Source organism: Nocardioides pakistanensis (genome assembly GCF_054781215.1).
This window is the reverse complement of the sequence record NZ_BAAGUV010000034.1, coordinates 255243-276829: the sequence shown is the minus strand read 5'-3', so window position 1 is coordinate 276829 and position 21587 is coordinate 255243. Positions and strand designations below refer to the sequence as shown.

Annotated in this window: 20 protein-coding genes; 14 read left to right on the top strand and 6 right to left on the bottom strand. The window is 70.7% G+C overall.

The genetic code is table 11. The annotated features are described in order from the left end of the window. The first annotated feature begins 85 nt into the window (after positions 1 to 85). A complete protein-coding gene (clpX, locus tag ACYVIH_RS14825; protein ID WP_460870235.1) occupies positions 86 to 1363 on the top strand; it encodes an ATP-dependent Clp protease ATP-binding subunit ClpX in 1278 nt (425 codons plus the stop codon). 215 nt (positions 1364 to 1578) lie between these two features. Then, entirely contained in the window at positions 1579 to 2559 is a 981-nt protein-coding gene (locus ACYVIH_RS14820; RefSeq protein ID WP_460870234.1) for a hypothetical protein, read from the top strand. Positions 2560 to 2629: 70 nt separating this feature from the next. Here ACYVIH_RS14820 and valS read toward each other — a convergent pair whose 3' ends face one another. After that, entirely contained in the window at positions 2630 to 5248 is a 2619-nt protein-coding gene (valS, locus tag ACYVIH_RS14815) for a valine--tRNA ligase (RefSeq protein ID WP_460870233.1), read from the bottom strand. A gap of 119 nt (positions 5249 to 5367) precedes the next feature. On the opposite strand from valS, the gene ACYVIH_RS14810 reads away from it, so the two are divergent. From ACYVIH_RS14810 to ACYVIH_RS14755, 12 genes are all read left to right on the top strand, one after another. After that, complete coding sequence (locus ACYVIH_RS14810; protein WP_460870231.1) at positions 5368 to 6765, top strand: bifunctional folylpolyglutamate synthase/dihydrofolate synthase; 1398 nt, start codon at positions 5368 to 5370, stop codon at positions 6763 to 6765. After that, positions 6765 to 7139, top strand: coding sequence for a DUF4233 domain-containing protein (locus tag ACYVIH_RS14805; RefSeq protein WP_460870230.1), 375 nt, complete (start codon positions 6765 to 6767; stop codon positions 7137 to 7139). Before ACYVIH_RS14810 ends, ACYVIH_RS14805 begins: the two co-directional genes overlap by 1 nt. Positions 7140 to 7276: 137 nt before the next feature. Continuing rightward, the gene (gene ndk, locus ACYVIH_RS14800) at positions 7277 to 7684 is read left to right on the top strand and encodes a nucleoside-diphosphate kinase (protein WP_460870229.1); all 408 of its coding nucleotides are present in this window, start codon (positions 7277 to 7279) and stop codon (positions 7682 to 7684) included. Between the two features lie 199 nt (positions 7685 to 7883). Next, a complete protein-coding gene (locus ACYVIH_RS14795) occupies positions 7884 to 8912 on the top strand; it encodes a rod shape-determining protein (protein ID WP_460870228.1) in 1029 nt (342 codons plus the stop codon). 58 nt (positions 8913 to 8970) lie between these two features. Then, complete coding sequence (gene mreC, locus ACYVIH_RS14790; protein WP_460870227.1) at positions 8971 to 9882, top strand: rod shape-determining protein MreC; 912 nt, start codon at positions 8971 to 8973, stop codon at positions 9880 to 9882. Next, a complete protein-coding gene (mreD, locus tag ACYVIH_RS14785) occupies positions 9882 to 10394 on the top strand; it encodes a rod shape-determining protein MreD (protein WP_460870226.1) in 513 nt (170 codons plus the stop codon). The genes mreC and mreD overlap by 1 nt, the downstream gene beginning before the upstream one ends. Further along, positions 10394 to 12544 (top strand): penicillin-binding protein 2, encoded by a 2151-nt coding sequence (mrdA, locus tag ACYVIH_RS14780; RefSeq protein WP_460870225.1) that lies wholly within the window; start codon positions 10394 to 10396, stop codon positions 12542 to 12544. The genes mreD and mrdA overlap by 1 nt, the downstream gene beginning before the upstream one ends. After that, a complete protein-coding gene (gene rodA, locus ACYVIH_RS14775; RefSeq protein WP_460870224.1) occupies positions 12541 to 13752 on the top strand; it encodes a rod shape-determining protein RodA in 1212 nt (403 codons plus the stop codon). Before mrdA ends, rodA begins: the two co-directional genes overlap by 4 nt. A gap of 102 nt (positions 13753 to 13854) precedes the next feature. Continuing rightward, on the top strand, positions 13855 to 14772 hold the full coding sequence (locus ACYVIH_RS14770; RefSeq protein WP_460870223.1) for a TIGR03086 family metal-binding protein: 918 nt from the start codon (positions 13855 to 13857) through the stop codon (positions 14770 to 14772). 114 nt (positions 14773 to 14886) lie between these two features. Then, positions 14887 to 15438 carry an RNase H family protein gene (locus tag ACYVIH_RS14765; RefSeq protein ID WP_460870222.1) on the top strand — a complete coding sequence of 184 codons (552 nt, stop codon included), beginning with the start codon at positions 14887 to 14889 and terminating at the stop codon, positions 15436 to 15438. Positions 15439 to 15530: 92 nt separating this feature from the next. Further along, positions 15531 to 15701: a hypothetical protein gene (locus ACYVIH_RS14760; protein WP_460870221.1), complete on the top strand. Its 171-nt coding sequence runs from the start codon at positions 15531 to 15533 to the stop codon at positions 15699 to 15701. A gap of 80 nt (positions 15702 to 15781) precedes the next feature. Next, complete coding sequence (locus ACYVIH_RS14755) at positions 15782 to 17749, top strand: TIGR03960 family B12-binding radical SAM protein (RefSeq protein WP_460870220.1); 1968 nt, start codon at positions 15782 to 15784, stop codon at positions 17747 to 17749. Positions 17750 to 17791: 42 nt separating this feature from the next. Here the strand turns inward: ACYVIH_RS14755 and ACYVIH_RS14750 are convergent, their stop codons facing one another. From ACYVIH_RS14750 to ACYVIH_RS14730, 5 genes are all read right to left on the bottom strand, one after another. Beyond that, on the bottom strand, positions 17792 to 18352 hold the full coding sequence (locus ACYVIH_RS14750) for a hypothetical protein (RefSeq protein ID WP_460870219.1): 561 nt from the start codon (positions 18350 to 18352) through the stop codon (positions 17792 to 17794). Between the two features lie 286 nt (positions 18353 to 18638). Next, on the bottom strand, positions 18639 to 19289 hold the full coding sequence (locus ACYVIH_RS14745) for a hypothetical protein (RefSeq protein ID WP_460870218.1): 651 nt from the start codon (positions 19287 to 19289) through the stop codon (positions 18639 to 18641). Next, on the bottom strand, positions 19286 to 19882 hold the full coding sequence (locus ACYVIH_RS14740; RefSeq protein ID WP_460870217.1) for a hypothetical protein: 597 nt from the start codon (positions 19880 to 19882) through the stop codon (positions 19286 to 19288). Before ACYVIH_RS14740 ends, ACYVIH_RS14745 begins: the two co-directional genes overlap by 4 nt. Before the next feature lie 19 nt (positions 19883 to 19901). Beyond that, a complete protein-coding gene (locus tag ACYVIH_RS14735) occupies positions 19902 to 21257 on the bottom strand; it encodes a hypothetical protein (protein WP_460870216.1) in 1356 nt (451 codons plus the stop codon). Next, positions 21254 to 21547 carry a hypothetical protein gene (locus tag ACYVIH_RS14730; protein ID WP_460870215.1) on the bottom strand — a complete coding sequence of 98 codons (294 nt, stop codon included), beginning with the start codon at positions 21545 to 21547 and terminating at the stop codon, positions 21254 to 21256. Before ACYVIH_RS14730 ends, ACYVIH_RS14735 begins: the two co-directional genes overlap by 4 nt. Between the last annotated feature and the right edge of the window lie 40 nt (positions 21548 to 21587).

Here is a 21587-nt window from a genome sequence, read left to right as displayed (position 1 = left end):
GACGGGGTACCTTCGAGGAAGTAGCAGTGGTGGACAGCGAGCCGGCGCGTTCAGTGCCGGCCTGAGTCGTGAGGAGACGTCGCCTGTGGCACGCATTGGTGACGGGGGCGACCTGCTGAAGTGCTCGTTCTGCGGGAAGAGCCAGAAGCAGGTCAAGAAGCTGATCGCAGGACCTGGCGTCTACATCTGCGACGAGTGCATCGACCTGTGCAACGAGATCATCGAGGAGGAGCTCAGCGAGGGCGGTGAGGTAGGGCTCGAGGAGCTGCCCAAGCCTCGCGAGATCTTCGAGTTCCTCAACTCCTACGTGATCGGCCAGGAGAACGCCAAGAAGGCGCTCGCGGTCGCGGTCTACAACCACTACAAGCGGGTCCAGGCCGGTGTCACCACCGGCCGCCACGCCAAGGACGACGCCGTCGAGCTCGCCAAGTCCAACATCCTGGTGATCGGCCCGACCGGCTGCGGCAAGACCTACCTCGCCCAGACCCTCGCCCGGATGCTCAACGTCCCGTTCGCGATCGCCGACGCGACCGCGCTCACCGAGGCCGGCTATGTCGGTGAGGACGTCGAGAACATCCTGCTCAAGCTGATCCAGGCCGCCGACTACGACGTCAAGAAGGCCGAGACCGGCATCATCTACATCGACGAGATCGACAAGGTCGCCCGCAAGGCGGAGAACCCGTCGATCACCCGGGACGTCTCCGGCGAGGGCGTCCAGCAGGCGCTGTTGAAGATCCTGGAGGGCACCACCGCCTCGGTGCCGCCGCAGGGGGGCCGCAAGCACCCGCACCAGGAGTTCATCCAGATCGACACCACCAACATCCTCTTCATCGTCGGCGGTGCCTTCGCCGGGCTGGAGAACATCATCGAGCAGCGGGTCGGCAAGAAGACCCTCGGCTTCGGCGCCGACCTGCCCACCAAGGCCGAACGCGACCAGGACCAGATCTACGCCGAGGTGATGCCCGAGGACCTGATGAAGTTCGGGCTGATCCCCGAGTTCATCGGCCGCCTCCCGGTGATCGCCACCGTGGAGAAGCTCAACCGGGAGGCGCTGGTCGCGATCCTCACCGAGCCGCGCAACGCCCTGGTCAAGCAGTACCAGAAGCTCTTCGAGCTCGACGGGGTCGAGCTGGAGTTCACCGGCGACGCCGTCGATGCCGTGGCCGACCTGGCGATGGTGCGCGGCACCGGCGCTCGCGGTCTGCGCGCGATCATCGAAGAGGTCCTGCTGCACGTGATGTACGACGTGCCCTCGCGCGAGGACGTCGCGAAGGTCGTGGTGACCGGCGAGGTGGTCAGCGACAACGTGAACCCGACCCTGGTGCCGCGTGAGCCGGAGTCGAAGAAGAAGAAGTCCGCCTGAGCGGACGCATCCTGAGCACGTCGAGGCCGGTCCCGGGAGGGGCCGGCCTCGTGCCGTTGTCGGCAGGTCGACCCGCTGACTTGAGGGTTCGGGGCGTGAGGTTTGTTATGTCTGGATTTTCGCGTTTGCCGGACACGAACCCGACAGATCGTCAGAATCGAGAGGCACCTATCCAGCACCTCGCGCAGGTGCTTCTCGCCTCGGGAGAGCCAGCAGTGAGCGCAGAACACCGCAAGCCGATCGTGGCTTTCGTGCTGCTCGCGTTCGCCGCCGCCACCCTCGTCGGGATCCAGAGCGCCGACGCCCAGGGCGGGCGGCTGATGGCTGCCGTCATCGGCGGCACGGCCCGTGTGCACGGCAGCCTGCCCCTGCCCGCCTACGAGCCTCCCTCGGAGACGGTCGCAGACCTCGGGCCGGTCTTCGAGGCGCTGCACTCCGCCCCCACCCCCAAGTCACCGACGACGTCCGGCGAGCAAGCGCGAAGGGGCTCGAGCGCCGCCACGGTGCAGGTCCAGCGCGCGGTCGCCACGTCGGTGCCCTCGAACGCCGGCACCGCGCGCACCGCAGCCAGCACCGGAAGCCCCGATCGGAGGTCCCAGACCGCCGGTCGCGTGCAGCCGGCACCCTCGCAGCGGGCCGCAGAGCGGGCCGAGAAGGCAGCTGCACGTGCGCGTGCGGAGGCCGAGCGCGCGTCGGCGAAGGCGGACCGGGCCGTGCACAGGGCGCAGCGCGCCGCAGCCAAGGCCGCGGAGCGGAACGCCAAGGCGGCTGCCCGTGTCAGGAGAGGTGCGGAGCGGGCCGTCGAGCGGGCGTCGAGCTCTGCGGAGAAGACTCTGCGCGACCTCGGCCGCACGATCGGCTCATTCAGCCGGGATCGGTCCTACGGCCGTGCGAGCTGGCCGGCCAGGTCCGAGTCGAAGCGGTCCCGGCGGGACCGGCGCGGCGACGACCACGGTCGTCACGAGAAGCGTGCCGCGCACGGCTCGTCGTACACCTGGGGTGACCTGTCCCAACGCAGCGAGCGGTGGACGGGTCGCGACCGGTCCGATCACGACCGCGGGTCCTGGCATGACCGCGACCGCGGCAACCGCTCCTGGCGTGACCGCGACCGCGGCAACCGCTCCTGGGGCGACCGGGATCGTGATGGGCGTTCGTGGGGTGACCGCGACGGCTCCCGTCACGGCTGGCGGCACTGAGCCACTCCCCGGAGCAAGGTAGCGGCCGCTGCCCCGCGTCGTCAGGGCACCGGCCGCATCCCGGTCCGGCTCAGGCTTCCGGCTGCTCGGCGATCTGCGCGTCGACGGTGAGCTCGCCGGCACCCTCGCGGAAGACCAGCTCGCCGGTGATGTTGCCCGCGGCACGCAGGTCCTCCGCAGCCAGCTCGGCCAGCTCGAGGGACTCGGCCGGACCGGTCACGGTCACCGAGGAGAGCTCGGCACGCATCTTCACCTTGGCCTGCGACTTGGCTCCGCGGATCCCGGTGAGCACGTCCGCCACGGCGGCCAGCAGCGCCGGTCGGGTCGACGCCGCGGAACCGAGATCGGTGATGGTCGGCCACGGGGCGCGGTGGATGGAACCCTCGCGCCACCACGACCAGACCTCCTCGGTGACGTACGGCAGGAACGGCGCAAGCAGGCGCAGCTGCACGTCGAGGGCGATCGCCAGGGCCGCCTTCGCCGACGCGGCCGGCTCGTCGCCTCGGCCGCCGTACGCGCGTTCCTTGACCAGCTCGAGGTAGTCGTCGCAGAACTCCCAGAAGAACTTCTCGGTGACCTCGAGCGCGGTCGTGTAGTCGTAGGCCTCGAACGACTCGGTGGCCTTGGTGATCACCTCGGCCAGGCCCCCGAGCATCGCGCAGTCGACCGGCGCGCTGACCGCGGCGGGGGAGGTCTCCACCGCGCCGAGTCCGAGGACGAACTTCGAGGCGTTGAGGACCTTCATCGCGAGCCGGCGACCGACCTTCATCTGCGTCTCGTCGAACGGCGAGTCGGCGCCGGGACGGGCCAGGGCGGCACGCCACCGGACGGCGTCGGCGCCGTACTTGTCGAGGATGTCGGTCGGGACGACGACGTTGCCCTTGGACTTGCTCATCTTCTTGCGGTCGGGGTCGACCACGAAGCCCGAGATCGAGGCGTGCGACCAGGGAACGACGCCGTTCTCGTGGTGGGCGCGGACGACCGTGGCGAACAGCCAGGTCCGGATGATGTCGTGCGCCTGCGGGCGCAGGTCCATCGGGAAGGTGCGCTCGAACAGGTCCGGGTCGCGCTCCCAGCCGGTGACGATCTGGGGCGTCAGCGAGGACGTCGCCCAGGTGTCCATCACGTCGGGGTCGCCGATGAACCCGCCCGGCTTGCCGCGCTGGTCCTCGTCGTAGCCGCGCGGCGCCTGCGAGGAGGGGTCGACCGGGAGCTCGTCCTCCGACGGCATCAGCGGGTGGTCGTAGTCGGGCTCGCCGTCGGCGTCGAGCGGGTACCAGACCGGGAACGGGATGCCGAAGAAGCGCTGCCGGGAGACCAGCCAGTCGCCGTTGAGGCCCTCGACCCAGTTGGTGTAGCGGTGCTTCATGTACTCCGGCACCCAGGTGATCTCGGTCGCCCGGTCGATCAGCTCGGCGCGCAGCTCGAGGTCGCGTCCGCCGTTCTTGAGGTACCACTGCCGGGTGGAGACGATCTCGAGCGGCTTGTCGCCCTTCTCGAAGAAGTTCGCCATCCGCTGCGTGGGCTTCGGCTCACCGTCGAGGTCCCCGGTCTCGCGGAGCTTCTCGACCATCGCCTCGCGGGCGCTGAACGTGGTCTTCCCGGCCAGGTCGGCGTACGCCGCGGCGGCGGGCTCGAGCGACAGCCAGGCCGGCGTATCGCGGTGCAGCCGGCCGTCGCGGCCGATCACCGTGCGCACCGGCAGCTGCAGCTCGCGCCACCACATCACGTCGGTCAGGTCACCGAAGGTGCAGCACATCGCGATGCCGGCGCCCTTGTCGGGCTCGGCCGCGGGGTGTGCGAGGACCGGGATCTCCACGCCGAACACCGGCGAGGTGACCGTCGTACCGAACAGGTGCTGGTAGCGCTCGTCGTCGGGGTGCGCGATCAGCGCGACCACGGCGGGGATCAGCTCCGGGCGGGTGGTCTCGATGTGGACCGGCTCGCCGGCGGGGCGGTGGAACGCGACGCGGTGGTAGGCACCGGGGTACTCCCGAGCCTCCAGCTCGGCCTGCGCGACAGCGGTCTGGAACGTGACGTCCCACAGCGTCGGCGCGTCGGTGGAGTACGCCTCACCGCGCGCGAAGTTGCGCAGGAACGCCCGCTGGCTCGCGACCCGGGCGTCCTCACCGATCGTGGTGTAGGTCTGGGTCCAGTCCACCGACAGGCCGACCTTGCGCCACAGCGCCTCGAAGGTCTTCTCGTCCTCCTCGACGAGCTGCTCGCACAGGTCGATGAAGTTCTGCCGGCCGACCGGGACCTGCTTCTTCGGGTCCGGCTTCTCCGGCGGCGTGAAGTCCTCGTCGTGCGGCAGCGAGGGGTCGCAGCGCACGCCGAAGTAGTTCTGCACCCGGCGCTCGGTGGGCAGGCCGTTGTCGTCCCAGCCCATCGGGTAGAAGACCTCCTTGCCGCGCATCCGCTGGAAGCGGGCGATGAGGTCGGTGTGGGTGTAGGAGAAGACGTGGCCCACGTGCAACGAGCCGGAGACGGTCGGGGGAGGGGTGTCGATCGAGTAGATCTCCTCGCGGGTCCGGGACCGGTCGAACCGGTAGGTGCCCTCGTCCTCCCAGCGCTGGACCCACTTGTCCTCCAGCCCCTCCAGGGCAGGCCGGTCGGGTACGACGACCGAGCGGCCGTGGGTCGCGTCGGTGGTCTCTCCGGTCTGCTGGGGCTTGGGATCGTTGTCCATGGCAGGAAATCTTACGGGTGGGGCTTCGGGTGCTGCGACTCAGTTCGGCCCGGTACGACGGGCAGGGCAGGTCGTGCGGCGACGGGCGGGCCGTCGTACCCCCGTAGACTCGAACCGCGATGCCTGACACCCCTGCCTCCGCCACGCCCGACGGCGACCCCACGACCTACGCCGACGTGGAACGTGCGCTCCTCGCCCGCTGGCCCGAGACCAAGCTCGAGCCGAGCCTGGACCGGATCCGGGCGCTGGTGCACCTGCTCGGCGACCCGCAGCACGCCTACCCGGTCGTGCACCTGACCGGGACCAACGGGAAGACCAGCACCGCGCGGATGGTCGACACGCTGATCCGCGCCCTGGGGCTGCGCACGGGGCGGTTCACCAGCCCGCACGTGGAGTCGATGACCGAGCGGATCTCCATCGACGGCGAGCCCGTCTCGGAGGAGACCTTCGTCGAGGCCTACCGCGACGTGGCGCCGTTCGCAGCGCTCGCCGACGCGGAGGCCGAGCACCCGCTGTCGTTCTTCGAGACCGTGGTCGGCATGGCCTACGCGGCGTTCGCCGACGCGCCGGTCGACGCCGCGATCGTCGAGGTGGGCATGGGCGGTTCCTGGGACGCCACCAACGTCGTCGACGCCAAGGTCGCGGTGATCACCCCGATCAGCGTCGACCACGCCAAGTACCTCGGCGACACCCCGGAGGACATCGCGCTGGAGAAGGCCGGGATCATCAAGCCCGGCTGCACCGTGGTGATGGCCGAGCAGCTGCCGGCCGTGGCGGAGGTGATCCTCGAACGCGCCGCCGAGGTCGACGCGCGGGTGCTGCGTGAGGGCGTGGACTTCGGTGTCGTCCACCGGCTGCCCGCGGTCGGTGGGCAGATGCTGCGGCTCCAGGGTCTGCGCGCGGAGTACGACGAGCTGTTCCTGCCGCTCTACGGCGCCCACCAGGGCCAGAACGCCGCGCTCGCCCTCGCCGCCGTCGAGGCGTTCGCCGGCGACGAGCCGCTCGACGCCGAGCTCGTGCACGAGGCGTTCGGCCAGGTCACCTCGCCGGGGCGTCTCGAGATCATCCGGCGCAGCCCCACGGTGGTGCTCGACGCCGCCCACAACCCGCACGGCGCCGCGGCCACCGCCGCCGCGCTGGAGGACTCCTTCACCTTCCACCCGCTGGTCGGTGTGGTAGGGGTGATGGCGGACAAGGACTACGAGGGCCTGCTTGCGGCATTCGAGCACAGCTTCGCCGAGATCGTCTGCACCCAGAACTCCACCTCCCGGACGATGCCGGCCGAGGAGCTCGCCGAGGTCGCCCGCGGCATCTTCGGGGTCGACCGGGTGCACGTCGCGCCGCGGCTCGACGACGCCATCGAGATGGCGGCGACCCTGGCCGAGACCGGTGGCGTCTACGGCTCCGGCGGTGTGCTGGTGACCGGTTCGGTGGTCACCGTGGGCGAGGCCCGCGCGATGCTGAAGCCGCGCGAGCGGGCCGCTCGCCCCAGTGCGGCCGAGGGGAGGACCTCCTGATGCGCTCGGCGAAGCGGGCGATGAGCGCCACCATGCTGTCGCTGCAGGCGGTCGTGCTCTTCCTCAGCGGGCTGGTCCTGATCGGGCTGGAGGACCTGGACGTCGGCACGGCGCTCGGCATCGGGTTCGGCCTGGCGGCGGCCTGTGTCGTGACGGCGGGCCTGCTGCGGATGCCGTGGGCCTACTACCTCGGCTGGACGATCCAGCTGGTCACACTGGCCCTGGGCTTCGTCGTGCCCATCATGTTCGTGCTCGGTGGGGTGTTCACTGCCCTGTGGGCCGGAGCGTTCTTCCTGGGCGCGAAGGTCGACCGGGAGCGTGCTGAGCGCGAGGTGCTCGAGCAGCAGTGGACCGCCGAGCACGGGCCGGCCTGAGCGGTCACCGGACAGCCTGGTGGTCGAGCCCGTCGAGACCCGGTGGTCGAGCCGGTCGAGACCCGGTGGTCGAGCCCGTCGAGACCCGGAGGTCGAGCCCGTCGAGACCCGCGCCGGCCAGTAGATAGGCTGCGACCATGTCGCAGCGCACTCTGGTCCTCCTCAAGCCCGACGCCGTCCGCCGGGGCCTCGTCGGCAACATCCTCGGTCGCTACGAGGCCAAGGGGCTCTCGATCGTGGCCCTCGAGCAGCGCACGATCGACGCCGCCAAGGCCGACGAGCACTACGCCGAGCACGTCGAGCGCGACTTCTACCCGCCGTTGCGGGAGTTCGTGACCTCCGGGCCGCTGGTGGCCTGCGTGCTCGAGGGCGACGAGGCGATCGAGGTGGTGCGTGCGATCAACGGCGCCACCGACGGACGCAAGGCGGCCCCCGGCACCATCCGCGGCGACCTGTCGCTGTCGAACCGCGAGAACCTCGTGCACGGCTCGGACTCGCCCGAGTCCGCCGAGCGCGAGATCAAGATCTGGTTCCCGGGCCTCTAGGTCTCGACGGGCTCGACCAGCGGAGGACGGGCTCGACCAGCGGAGGACGGGCTCGACCAGCGGAGGACGGGCTCGACCAGCGGGACGGCGGGCACGCGCGTGTCCTGCCGGGAAGCAAAGCCTTGCCCTCTTAGGCTTTTCGCACGGTACGACGAGCACGTGATCGTCGTACCCCTGTGCGGACACCAGAGGGCGGGACATGGCGAACAGCTTCATCGGCCGGGACATGGCGGTCGACCTCGGCACCGCCAACACCCTTGTCTACGTCCGCGGCAAGGGCGTGCTGCTCGACGAGCCGTCGGTCGTGGCGCTCAACGCCACCACCGGCGAGGTGCTCGCGGTCGGCCACGAGGCCAAGCGGATGATCGGCCGCACGCCGGACAACATCACCGCGATCCGGCCGCTCCAGGACGGTGTGATCGCCGACTTCGACTCGACCGAGCAGATGCTGCGGTTCTTCATCCAGCGGGTGCACCGCAGGCGCTACTTCGCCAAGCCGCGCCTCGTGGTCTGTGTGCCCAGCGGGATCACCGCCGTGGAGCAGCGGGCGGTCAAGGAGGCCGGCTACCAGGCCGGTGCCCGCCGGGTCTACATCATCGAGGAGCCGATGGCCGCCGCGATCGGGGCGAACCTCCCGGTCCACGAGGCCACCGGCAACATGGTCGTCGACGTCGGCGGCGGCACCACCGAGGTCGCGGTGATCTCGCTGGGCGGCATCGTCACCAGCCTCTCGGTCCGCACGGCCGGCGACGACCTCGACCAGGCGATCATCGCGTGGATGAAGAAGGAGTACTCCCTGATGCTGGGGGAGCGCACCGCCGAGGAGATCAAGATGACCCTCGGCTCGGCGTTTCCGCTGCCGCAGGAGCCCGAGGCCGAGGTCCGCGGCCGCGACATGGTCTCCGGGCTGCCCAGGACGATCGTGGTCTCCAGCGCCGAGGTCCGGCAGGCCCTCGAGGAGCCGCTCAACGACATCGTCGACGCCGTGCGCGCCACCCTCGACCAGACTCCGCCGGAGCTTGCCGGCGACATCATGGACCGCGGGCTGGTCCTCACCGGCGGCGGCGCGCTGCTCCGCGGCCTCGACGAGCGCATGCGCCACGAGACCGGCATGCCCGTGCACATCGCCGAGGACCCGCTCCACTCCGTCGCCATGGGCGCCGGCAAGTGCGTCGAGGAGTTCGAGGCGCTGCAGCAGGTGCTCGTCAGCGAGCCCAGGCGACGGTGAGGACGGTGCCCTCGAGCGTGCTCGCCACGACATCCGGACGACGCCGGGTGGTGACCCCATGACCATGCGCGACCGGCACGAGCGCCCCTCACGCGGCGTGCTCGTGCTCCTGCTGCTCGCCAGCATCACGCTGATCACCCTCGACGTTCGCGGCGGTGACGACTCCCCGGTCGAGCCGGTGCGAGCGGTCGTCGGGGAGGCCTTCGGCCCCGTGCAGGAGGTGACCGCGACCGTCGTACGCCCGTTCCGCGCGGTGCCGGACCTGTTCTCCACGACCGGCAGCCTGCGTAAGGAGGTCCGCCGGCTGGAGGCCGAGAACGACGCGCTGCGGGGCGAGCTGGCCACCTCGTCGGTCGCCCGCAACCGGGCCGCCGAGCTCGACGGGCTGCTGAGGAGCTCGCGGGACACCGGCCACGCACTGGTCCCCGCCCGGGTCGTGGCGATCGGCCCGGCGCAGTCGTTCAGCCGCACCGTGACCATCGACGCCGGGACGACGTCGGGCGTCCACGCAGACATGACCGTGCTCAACAGCGAAGGGCTGGTCGGCCGGGTGATCCGCGCCGGCCGGTCCTCGGCGACGGTGCTGCTGATCGTCGACCGCGGCTCGGTGGTCGGCGGCCGGCTCGGCTCCAACATGGAGGTCGGCTTCCTCCGCGGCCGCGGTGCGGTCGGCGAGCCCGCCAAGCTCGACCTCGACCTCGTGGACAACGCGGTGACCCCCGCCCGCGACGACGTGGTCGTGACCTGGGGCTCGGAGAACGGCGCCCCCTACGTCGCGGGGGTCCCGATCGGCCGGGTCACCTCGGTGTTCAGCAGCCCGCGGGAGCTCTCCAAGCGCGCGGTCATCGCGCCGTTCGTCGACTTCACCGCGCTCGACGTGGTCGGAGTCGTCGTCCGTGGAGACACCCGGGGCGACCGCGACCTGATCAAGGCGGGATCGCCCAGCGGGACGCAGGAAGGGGGCCGCTGATGGTCGCCGCCCGGGCCCTCGTGCTCACGGTCGTCATCACGCTTGCGGTGGTCCTGCAGGTCGCGCTGTTCGCGCCGCTCGCGGTCAACGGTGTGGTGCCCAACCTCGCGCTGCTCGTCGTGGTCGCCGCCGCCCTGGTGCGCGGCCCGGAGTTCGCCGCGGTGCTCGGCTTCGTCGCCGGGCTCGCCGTCGACCTCGCCCCTCCGGCCGACCACGTCGCCGGTCGCTGGGCGCTCGCGCTGGTCGTCGTCGGCTACCTCGCCGGCCGGGTCCGCCACGACGCCGGCTCCTCCGCGGTCGCGGCGGTCGTCACCGTCGCGGCGTCGTCGTTCATCGGCACCTCCGTCTTCGCGCTGAGCGGCATGGTGCTCGCCGACCCGGCGGTGCCGCTCGCCGAGGCGCTGGCGGTGATCCCCACCGCGGTCGTGTACGACGTCGTGCTGACTCCGTTCGTGCTGCCGGTGATGATGGGCCTGTTCCGTCGGCTCGAACCGCACCAGGTCGCCTACTGATGGTCCCGCCGACACGCACCGGCAGGGCGTCGACCGGCCAGCGCAGCAGGTTGCGGCTGATCGTCGTCCAGGCCGTCGTGCTCTCGCTGTTCCTCACCCTGTTCGCCCGGCTGTGGTACCTCCAGGTCCTCGGCGGCGAGTCCTACCAGGCCCAGGCCGCAGAGCAGTCGGTGCGCGAGATCGTGGTGCAGCCGGCGCGCGGACTGATCGTCGACGACATGGGCCGGCCGCTGGTGGCGAACCGCACCTCGTGGGTGGTGACGGTCGACCGGACGCTCCTCAGGAAGATGGACGAGCGGGCACAGGAGGACGTGCTGCGCCGGGTCGCCCGGACCGTCGGCTCGCCGTACCGGAAGATCCTCGCCCGCACCAAGCTCTGCGGCGAGGAAGGCGCCGTCACCGGCACCTGCTGGAACGGCTCGCCCTACCAGCCGGTGCCGGTCGCCGAGGACGTGCCGCAGGAGACTGCCGTCTCGATCCTCGAGCAGAGCGAGGACTTCCCCGCGGTGCTCGCCGAGTCCACCAGCGTGCGCGCCTACCCGTCGCCGTACGGCATCAACGCCGCCCACCTGCTCGGCTACCTCAGCCCGATCACCGAGGAGGAGCTCGACGAGGCCGAGGCCGAGGGTGACACCTCGGTGCACGGCGCGTCGGTGGTCGGCCGCGCCGGGGTGGAGAAGCAGTACGACGAGTACCTGCGCGGCGAGCCGGGTTACAAGCGGGTGGCCGTCGACAGCATGGGCAGGGTGCTCGGTGACTCCGGCGAGATCGAGGCGAAGGCCGGCGACACCCTGGTCACCTCGATCGACGCCCGGGTGCAGGCCGTCGTCGAGCAGCAGCTCGAGTCGACCATCAAGACCGCGCGGCGCACCGTCGACAAGGTCACGGGCCGCAAGTACGCCGCCGACTCCGGTGCCGCGGTGGTGCTCGACGTCACCAACGGCCGGGTGGTCGCGATGGCCGGCTACCCGACGTACGACCCCAGCGTGTGGGTCGGCGGGATCAGCAACGACCAGCTCGCGCGGCTGTACTCCGCCGAGGCCGGCACCCCGCTGCTGTTCCGGGCCACCCAGGGGCAGTTCGCGCCCGGGTCGACGTGGAAACCGTTCATGACCGCCGGGGCGCTGGAGAACGGCTACAGCCAGGACAGCCGGCTGGCCTGCTCCTCGTCGTTCACCGTCGGCAACCGGGCCTTCAAGAACTACGAGTCGGGTGCCTACGGCTCGATCGGGTTCGACAAGGCGCTCGAGGTCTCCTGCAACACCTTCTTCTACCGGATCGGCTACAACTACTGGCAGAAGTGGGGCAGCGACGTCGACGACCTCGAGGCCAAGGACCCGCTCGTGGCCATCGCCAAGCGGTTCGGCTTCGGCGAGGAGACCGGCATCGACCTGCCCGGCGAGGCCAGCGGGCGGATCGCCGACCGGCAGTGGAAGCGCGACTACTACGAGGCCAACAAGGACTATTACTGCAAGATCGGCCGACGCGACGGCAACGACTTCCTGCACCGCTTCGCGCGCGAGTTCTGCGCCGAGGGATACGCCTACCGCGCCGGTGACGCGGTGAACTTCGCGATCGGCCAGGGCGACACGATCGTCACCCCGCTCCAGCTCGCCCGCGCCTACGCGAGCCTGGCCAACGGCGGCACGCTGTGGGAGCCCCGGGTGGCCAAGGCGGTCGTCGACCCCGACGGCAACGTGATCCGGGAGATCAAGCCGAAGAGGGCGGGCAGCGTCAAGGTCGCCGAGCGGCACCTGCGCTACATCGACCAGGCGCTGCGCGGGGTCTCCGAGCGCGGCACGATGTCGTGGCGGCTGCTCGACTTCCCGCTCGACAAGGTCAAGATCCGCTCCAAGACCGGGTCCGCCGAGGTCTACGGCAAGCAGAGCACGTCCTGGGTCGCCTCCTACGACGACCGCTACGCCGTGGTGATGATGGTGTCCCAGGGCGGCACCGGGTCGGGCACGTCCGGACCGGCGATCCGCAAGATCTGGGAGACCCTGTACGGCGTCCGCGGCGACAGGGTCGTGCCGGCGAAGGCCGCGCTGCCCGGGGCCGTGCCTCCCGCCGGTCTCCCCGTGTTCGCCGACGACGGCGCGATCCTCCCGCCGGCACAACCGCCCCGCAAGGACAGGAGGCGCCGGTCATGAGCCTCGCCACCGCGCCGAGAACCCGCGCCGTCCGAATCGAACGCGGGGCCCGCGTGCCACGCCTGGACTGGCTGTTGATGCTCGCCGTCGCCGGCCTGCTCGTGATCGGCACGCTGCTGGTGTGGTCGGCCACGGTCAGCCGTGACGATCTCACCGGCGGCGTCCCCACCGCCTACCTGAAGAAGCAGCTGGTCAACATCGCGATCGGCACCGTGCTCGGCGTGATGATCATGGCCACCGACCACCGCTGGGTGCGGATCCTCGCCCCGCTCGTGTACGCCGCCTCCGTGGCCGGCCTGGTGCTGGTCCTCGTCATGGGCAGCACGATCAACGGGTCGCGCTCCTGGCTGGTGCTCGGCGGGATGTCGATCCAGCCGGCTGAGTTCGCCAAGCTCGCCGTGGTCGTCGCGATGGCGCTGTTCGTCGCCGAGCGCACCGAGGGCTCGTGGAAGCAGCGGCAGGTCCGGCACCTCGACGTGGTGGGGATGCTCGCGATCGCGGGGCTGCCGGCCGCGCTGATCCTCCTGCAGCCCGACCTCGGCACGATGCTGGTGCTGTCGGCCACGGTGTTCGGCGTGGTCGCCGTCTCCGGTGCACCCCGCCGCTGGCTGGCCGGGCTGGCCGGGGGAGCGGTCGGGGGAGCCCTGCTCGCGGTGCAGGCCGGGGTGCTGAAGGACTACCAGGTCGACCGTTTCCTGGCCTTCACCAACCCCGGGCTCGACCCGCGGGGGGCCGGCTACAACACCGAGCAGGCCCGGATCGCGATCGGCAACGGCGGGGTCTTCGGTCAGGGGCTCTTCGACGGGTCCCAGACCCAGTCCGGGTTCGTGCCCGAGCAGCACACCGACTTCATCTTCACCGTCGCGGGGGAGGAGCTCGGCCTGGTCGGCGCGGGGCTGCTGATCGCGCTGCTCGGGGTCGTGCTGTGGCGCGCCCTGACCATCGCCGCCCACGCCGACGACCTGTTCGGCCGGCTCGCCGCAGGCGGGATCGCCTGCTGGCTGGGCTTCCAGGCGTTCCAGAACATCGGGATGTGCCTGGGCATCATGCCGGTCACCGGGGTGCCGCTGCCGCTGGTGTCCTACGGCGGCTCGTCGATGTTCGCCGGCCTGATGGCGGTCGGGCTGCTCCAGAACATCCACCTGCGCACCGACCGGTCCCTCGGCCTCGGCATGGCGCGCGGCCGTCTGGCGCGCTCCCGCTTCTAGGCGAACGCGGTTCGCCTCGACGGTTGACCCGGGTCGTGGGGAACGTCCCTCTGGACGCACATCGGGACGCGGAGCACGCTGGGTCCTGGAGGAGGAGCGGCCATGGATCTGAACACGCTGTACCACCGCACCGTCGAGTGCTGGGCGGACCGGGTGAACGCCGTTCACAGTGATCAGTGGGACGACCCGACGCCCTGCGCCGGATGGACGGTCCGAGACCTCGTCAACCACGTGATGGGAGAGGATCTGTGGACCGCGCCCCTGATGCAGGGGCGCACGATCGCCGCGGTCGGCGACCGCTTCGACGGCGACCTGCTCGGGGACGACCCCGTCACCGCCGCGCTGGATGCCGCGAAGCAGGCCGTCTCCGTCGTCGCGGAGCGGCTTCCGCGCGGGGAGAAGGTCCACCTCTCCTTCGGGGACACGGACTCGGCCGAGTATGTCCGTCAGCTCGCCTCGGACCACCTGATCCACGCCTGGGACCTCGCAGCCGCCACGACCGGCGAGACCCGCCTCGACCCGCAGCTGGTCGCCGAGGTCGCCCGCTGGTTCGAGGGTCAGGAGGAGCTGATGAGGTCCGCCGGGCTGATCGGGCCGCCTGCCTCGAGGTCCGGGGACCTGCAGGGGGACCTACTGGCGGCGTTCGGACGCGACGCCGACTGGGGCAGGAATCACGCGGTGCTGATGCGATTCTCCGCGGCCTTCGCAGCCCGTGACGTCGACCGGATCATGGCGCTGATGACCGAGGACTGCGTCTTCGAGTCGACCTCGCCCGCTCCCGATGGCGTGCGCCACGAAGGAGCAGAGGCGGTACGCCGGGTGTGGGAGACGCTGTTCACAGAGACCAACGACCCCGTCTTCACCGAGGAGGAGTCCCTCGTCTGCAAGGACCGCGCTGTCGTGCGCTGGCTGTTCACCTGGAGCGAGCCGGACGGGACGCAGGGACATGTCCGTGGCGTGGACCTGATCGCGTTCCGCGACGGGAAGGTCCGCGAGAAGCTCTCCTACGTCAAGGGCTGAGGACGTGACCCGGTCGCGCCGGACGGAGCCGGGCGGTCGGACCGCGAGCTCGCCACGAACGTCGCGCCTTCTGGCGGCACCGGACGGTCTGGCGTCGTGGCAGAATGCGCGGCCGTGACGATCATCGCGGCAGCAGACGGTTCGGCCCTCGGCAACCCGGGCCCAGCGGGATGGGGTTGGTACGTCGACGAGGAGTGCTGGGCCGTCGGAGGCTGGGCTCACGGGACGAACAACATGGCCGAGCTGACCGCCGTGCTCGACCTGCTCCAGCAGACCGCACACCTGACCGACGACCTGCACGTCTTCTGCGACAGCACCTACGCGATCAACTCGATCACCACGTGGATGCCTGGATGGAAGCGGCGAGGCTGGCGGAAGGGGGACGGCAAGCCCGTCCTGAACGTCGAGATCATGAAGGCGCTCGACGTGGCGATGCGTGGCCGTCGGGTGCGGTTCGAATGGGTGAAGGGCCACACGGGACACCTGCTGAACGAGGCGGCGGACCGGCTCGCCAATGCTGCGGCGGTTTCGTGGAAGGACGGCACCGCCCCAGACCCGGGTCCCGGGTTCGCCGGCTCCGAGGTCAGGCACCCGGAGTCCCGTCCGGGTCAGGTCGTCGAGGAGCCCGACCTGTTCTCCGCGCTCGAGGCGTCCGCGTCCGAGTAGCCCCCCTTGCAGTCCAGGGGGTCTGTCGAGACCCGTGACACGCTGCGCGCGAGGTAGTGGACGGTCCCCGGCCTACGGGCCAGGATGGCCCGATGACCGAGAGCACCACGCCGCCGGAGAACGTCGACCCTGTGATCGTCGAGGCGGTGGCCAACATCAGCAACCGTTTCGGCACCCAGGGCCTGGCCGACCTGATCGCGCTCGCGCGGGAGGAGCTGGCCAAGGCGGAGGCCGCGCTGCGCGAGCTCGCCGAGCCGGAGTAGCGCCTGCGCGGGGTTAGAACCTCCGGGGTGAGCGTCGTACCCTTGTCGGGACCCCACAACAGACTTCGAGAGGTTCCTGCATGCCCGCGCCCCACGCCGAGTCACTCTTCCCGCGACTCGAGCCGCTGCTGCCGTCGGTGCAGAAGCCGATCCAGTACGTCGGCGGCGAGCTCAACGCCACCTTGAAGGACTGGGCCGCGGTCGACGTCCGGTGGGCGCTGATGTACCCCGACGCCTACGAGGTCGGCCAGCCCAACCAGGGCGTGCAGATCCTCTACGAGGTGCTCAACGAGCGCGACTGGATCGCCGCCGAGCGCACCTACGCCGTCTGGCCGGACATGGAGAAGGTCATGCGGGAGCACGGCATCCCGCAGTTCACCCTCGAACATCACCGGCCGGTCCGGGCCTTCGACGTGCTCGGCATCTCGTTCGCCACCGAGCTCGGCTACACCAACATGCTGACCGCGATCGACCTCGCCGGCATCCCGCTGCACGCGGTGGACCGCGGCGAGGAGGACCCGATCGTGCTCGCCGGCGGGCACGCGGCGTTCAACCCCGAGCCGATTGCGGACTTCATCGACGCCGCGGTCCTCGGCGACGGCGAGGAGATCGTGCTGGCGATCTCCGAGGTGATCCGGGAGTGGAAGGCCGAAGGCTGTCCAGGTCTTGGCGGGCGCACCCCGCGCGACGAGCTGCTCTACCGGCTCGCGGTCTCCGGCGGCGTCTACGTCCCGAAGTTCTACGACGTCGACTACCTGCCCGACGGTCGCATCAAGCGGGTGGCGCCGAACACCTCCGGTGTGCCGTGGCGGGTGCACAAGCACACGCTGATGGACCTCGACTCCTGGCCGTACCCGCGGAAGCCGTTGGTGCCGCTGGCCGAGACCGTCCACGAGCGCTTCTCGGTGGAGATCTTCCGTGGCTGCACCCGCGGCTGCCGGTTCTGCCAGGCCGGGATGATCACCCGCCCGGTGCGGGAGCGCTCGATCACCACGATCGGCGACATGGTCGAGAACGGCATCCGCAAGTCCGGCTTCGAGGAGGTCGGTCTGCTGTCGCTGTCCAGCGCCGACCACACCGAGATCGGGGAGGTGGCCAAAGGCCTCGCGGACCGGTACGACGGCTCCAACGTCTCGCTGTCGCTGCCCTCGACCCGGGTCGACGCCTTCAACATCACGCTCGCCAACGAGCTGTCGCGCAACGGCCGCCGCTCGGGGCTGACCTTCGCCCCCGAGGGCGGGTCGGAGCGGATGCGCCGGGTGATCAACAAAATGGTCACCGAGGAGGACCTGATCCGCACCGTCGCGACGGCGTACTCCCACGGCTGGCGCCAGGTGAAGCTGTACTTCATGTGCGGCCTGCCCACCGAGACCGACGAGGACGTGCTCGAGATCGGCGACCTTGCCAAGAAGGTGATCGCCAAGGGTCGTGAGGTCTCCGGCCGCAAGGACATCCGCTGCACGGTGTCGATCGGCGGGTTCGTGCCGAAGCCGCACACGCCGTTCCAGTGGGCGGCACAGCTCGACCACGAGACCACCGACGAGCGGCTGAAGAAGCTGCGCGACATGGTCCGCGAGGACAAGCAGTACGGTCGAGCGATCGGCTTCCGCTACCACGACGGGCGGCCCGGCATCATCGAGGGCCTGCTCTCCCGCGGTGACCGCCGGGTGAGTCGGATCATCGAGGAGGTCTGGCGCGACGGCGGCCGCTTCGACGGCTGGAGCGAGCACTTCTCCTATGACCGCTGGGTGGCCGCCTCCGAGCGAGGCCTGACCGACACTCCGGTCGACCTGGACTGGTACACCGTCCGGGAGCGGGAGTACTCCGAGGTGCTGCCCTGGGACCACCTCGACTCCGGGCTCGACCGCGACTGGCTGTGGGAGGACTGGCAGGACGCCCTGTCGGCGGCCGACCCCGACGCCGACATCCCCGAGGTCGAGGACTGTCGCTGGACCCCGTGCTACGACTGCGGCGTGTGCCCGCAGATGGACACCGAGATCCAGATCGGCCCCACCGGAAAGAAGCTTCTGCCGCTGTCAGTGGTCTGAGGCGTCGTCGCGTCGCTCCGGCCGCCCGGTCGCTTCATCGGGTCAGGTGGCAAAGAGGATGAGCGCGATCACCAGGGCGCTCGTGAGCACGAAACTGATCGCCATCACCTTGAGGAAGACGAACCGTTCCCCCAGGAACGTGGGGCCGCCCCAGGCCTCGGGGTTGCGGTAGTCGATCGTCTCGGTCATCTCCTCAACAGGGATCTTCGGGACCCGTGCTGCGAGAACGAGGCTGACCAGGCCGACCGCGCTGGCCGGCAGCGCCGCCCACCAGAAGAACGCGGAGCCGGGGACGGGCAGGACAGCGGTGACGACCGCCGCGGTGAGGTACTGCCCCTTCAGCCCGTTGATCCGGGAGATGTCGTCGCGGTGGCGGCGCACCAGCAGCGGCAGCCGCAGGCTGATCAGCACGGCCACGGCTCCCATGGCCGCGCGGAGCGGCACCCACTCCCCGGGGCCCTCCGCGTCGCCGGAGACCTCCTGCAGCTCGAAGCCGATCGCGGCGACCCCGAGGATCAGCAGGGCGATCCCGGCCCAGCCCAGGAAGAGGACGATGTACTTCTGGAGGTCTCGCTCCGCGTCGAGATGACTCAGCCGCGCCAACGCATCTCCTCTCCTCGCACGCACCCGCCGCGCGCAGTCTTGCAGACTACGCACCTCCGGGCCGGTGGCCAGCACCCGGGGCCGTGCGAGGTCACGGGCCGGGCAGCACGGTAGCGACGACGATCCCGATCCCGAAGAGGACCGACGAGGCCGGCAGGCTCGCCCACCACATGAACGACACGGCTGCCGCGGGCACCAGGGTCGTCACGGCAGAGGCTCCGACGTACTGCCCCTTGAGCCCGCGGATCCGGGAGATGTCCGCGGAGCCGGCTTGAGCCGGGGCACGTCACGCCTCCGCGGCAGAGCCGGCGGCCGGGCTCCCCCCTGCGGGGTCCGCGCCCCAGCGCCAGGTGCTCATGATCGCGTCGAACAGCTCCACGATGAGGGCGGTCGCCTCGCTGTCGACGTCACCGTCCCCGGCGGTGGTGAAGGTGACCAGCACCCAGCGGCGGGCGTCGTCGGGCACGGCGGTGAGGTACTCGACCTTGCGCAGGTCGACCTGGTCGCCGACGAGGCCGCCGGGAGGTCGGCGCAGCACGCGCTCGCGACGGGTCCAGGTGGTGTCCCCTACGGTGACCGCCGCGGTGTCCTCGGCCTGAAGCAGGCTCGCCATCACTCGTGGCACCAGGTCTGCCTCCGCGGTCGCGTCGGGGATGACGGCGCTCACGACGAAGCTGGCGTTCAGCTGCTGACCGTGCATGAGCTCGGTCGGCAGGTAGTAGTCGATCCCGCCGTTGTTCCGCGCCTCGACGAGGAGCTGGTTGAGCTCCTCCTCGACACGGCGGCGGGCGGGCGCCACCTGGTCGGGCGGGAGGTCCCCGGGCAGCCGGGCCACCGACCGCTCCACGATCTCGCGGACCCGGGTCCGGATCGAGCCGTCCAGTCTGATCCGCTCCCAGGGCGCGGGCAGCACCAGCTGGTACGACGTGGCGCTCATCGGCGCCCTCCCGAGGGTGGCTGGTCGAGCACGCGGACCGTGCGCAGCAGGTCCTCGACGTCGGACGCCGCAGCGAGGATGTCTCCCGGGGAGTCCGACGCCGTGTGGGCGAGGACGACAGCCACGGGGTGGCCGGTGTCGACGACGTATCTCAGTCCGATCGTGAGACCGGTCTCCCCGTCGTGGGTGTAGGACAGCGAGCGTTCGATCGTCGTACCTGCTCCGGTCGGCACGGGCTCGCGGACCGGCGGCTCGACGGACTCGCCGTCCTCCGCGTCCAGCCAGAGGTCGGTCAGGCCCGGCTCACGCTCGACGAGACCGAGGAACAGCGCCATCGGCACCTCCCTGAGCTCGCGCCACCGGAGCACGAACAGCGGCAGGGGAGAGGGATGGCGCCGTGCGGTGAGTCCGAGGACGTCGCGGACGTGCTCACGCTCGCGGGCCTGCTCCGCACCGCGCCCGAAGTCGGAGACGACCGCGTCCGTGGCCGCCGGCAGCCACTGCTCCACCGGCCGCTCCGGCGTGGGGCCGATCAGCCACAGCGCCGGGTCGGGGTCGAGGTCCAGGTAGGGGTCGAGCTCCGCGCTGCTCACCGCGCCACCGTCGCGGCGCTCACAGCGGACCACCGATGGTGAAGGTGAGGGCGTCGGAGGCCTTGCCGTAGGGCGGGAAGGTGTAGGGATGCCACACGTCGCCGACCTTCGGCTGCATGACCTTGCTGGCGGCATCCGTGCCGATGCTGGTCCAGGTCGCAGCCAGGGCGCGCTGGAGGTTGCGGGTGTACGCCGGGTCGATCGCTGCCTCGCCGAGCTCGCGGGTGAGCAGCCGGTGGTCCTTGACCAGCGACGCGAGGTCCCGGTCGAGCCCGGCCCTGAGCCCCTCCCGGATGCTGGATCCGGGTACGGGACGGTTGACGAACCCTCGGTAGGCGTCGTCGTAGGCGTTGCGCATGCCCTGCCGCACGGTGGTGGAGAAGTTGCGGAGCAGGAACCGGTGCGCGCCACCGATCAGGCCGCGTCCGCCGTTGAACGAGGCGCGGGTGAGCACCTGCGCGGAGGCCTGTCGTCCTGCCGCACGGCCGGCTGCGGCCAGGGTCGCGGCCCGCCCGACGCGAGCGGCGGCCACCGCGGTTGTCCCGATTCCGAGCGTGGCGAGACCGAGCACGTCGAAGGCCACGTCGAGCCACGAGCCGTTGCCGGTCGCCGCCAGCAAGGTGTGCAGCATCAGGGAACCCAACAGCAGCGCAGCGGCGATCACGAGCAGGTTCAGGCCGGGGATGAAGAGCGCGACGATCGTCAGCCCCACCGCGATCCATCCCAGGACGTCAGCGATGCTGTCGAGGACGCCTGCGATCTGGCCGACCACGTCCTTGAACCTGTCCCAGCGGCTGTCCTTCATGTCGTCGTCGGAGGCGTCACGGATCTTCTTCGCGACCTCCTCGGCGCGCTCGTCGAAGGCGCTCATGGCGGTCCGACACGACGCCTTGGCGTCGGCCAGCGCGCCCTCGGCCTGGCTGTAGCGGCCGGCCCGAGCCTCGGCCGCCTCGCGCGCAGCGTCCTGCTGCGGTTTGGGCGCGTCGGCGAGCCCGGGATCGGGTTCGAGCGGCGTGTTGGCGTCCAGCTGGCGCTTGGCCTCCTCGGCCTCGGCGAGCGCGTTGCCGGTCTTCGTGCGAGCCTCCTCCAGGTCCTCGGCGTACGCCACCAGCGTGCTGCCCGTCGTACGGAACCTGTCCTCGATCTGCTCCAGGTGCCCGGCGAGCTCGTCGCAGGACTCACGCAGGCCCTCGGCGTAGTGACCCACCAGCGCGGCATCCGGCTCGGCCAGGGCCCGGAGCCGCGAGATCTGCCCCGCAATCGTGGTGGCGACCTGGCTGTAGTGACGGCCCTCGGTGGCCACCTCGTAGGAGGACCCGGGCACCGGGTCGGCGTCGTGGTCGAGCAGGTGCCACTCGCCGGGGCGGGCGGTCATCGGGCGCGCTCCTGGTCGAAGGACGCGGCGAGCTTCGCGTCGGCCTCCTGGAACGCCTCGATCGTGCCGGCCATCTTCTCGCCGACGGTCTGGATCTCCTCCGACAGCTTGCGCCGGTTGTAGTCCATGTTGGACGCGAACTCGTGCATCGCCGAGCGCACCGCGTCGTGCCCCCAGATGTCGCGGGTGTCGTCGCGACGCCCCTCGATGTCGTCGAACTCCGACTTCAGCCGGCTCAGCGTCGTCACGCTGTCCTGCAACCGGTAGTAGTCGACCTTCAGGTCGCTCATGCTTCCCCCGATTCCCCTCGTCGCCTGCTCGTGAGCGCGG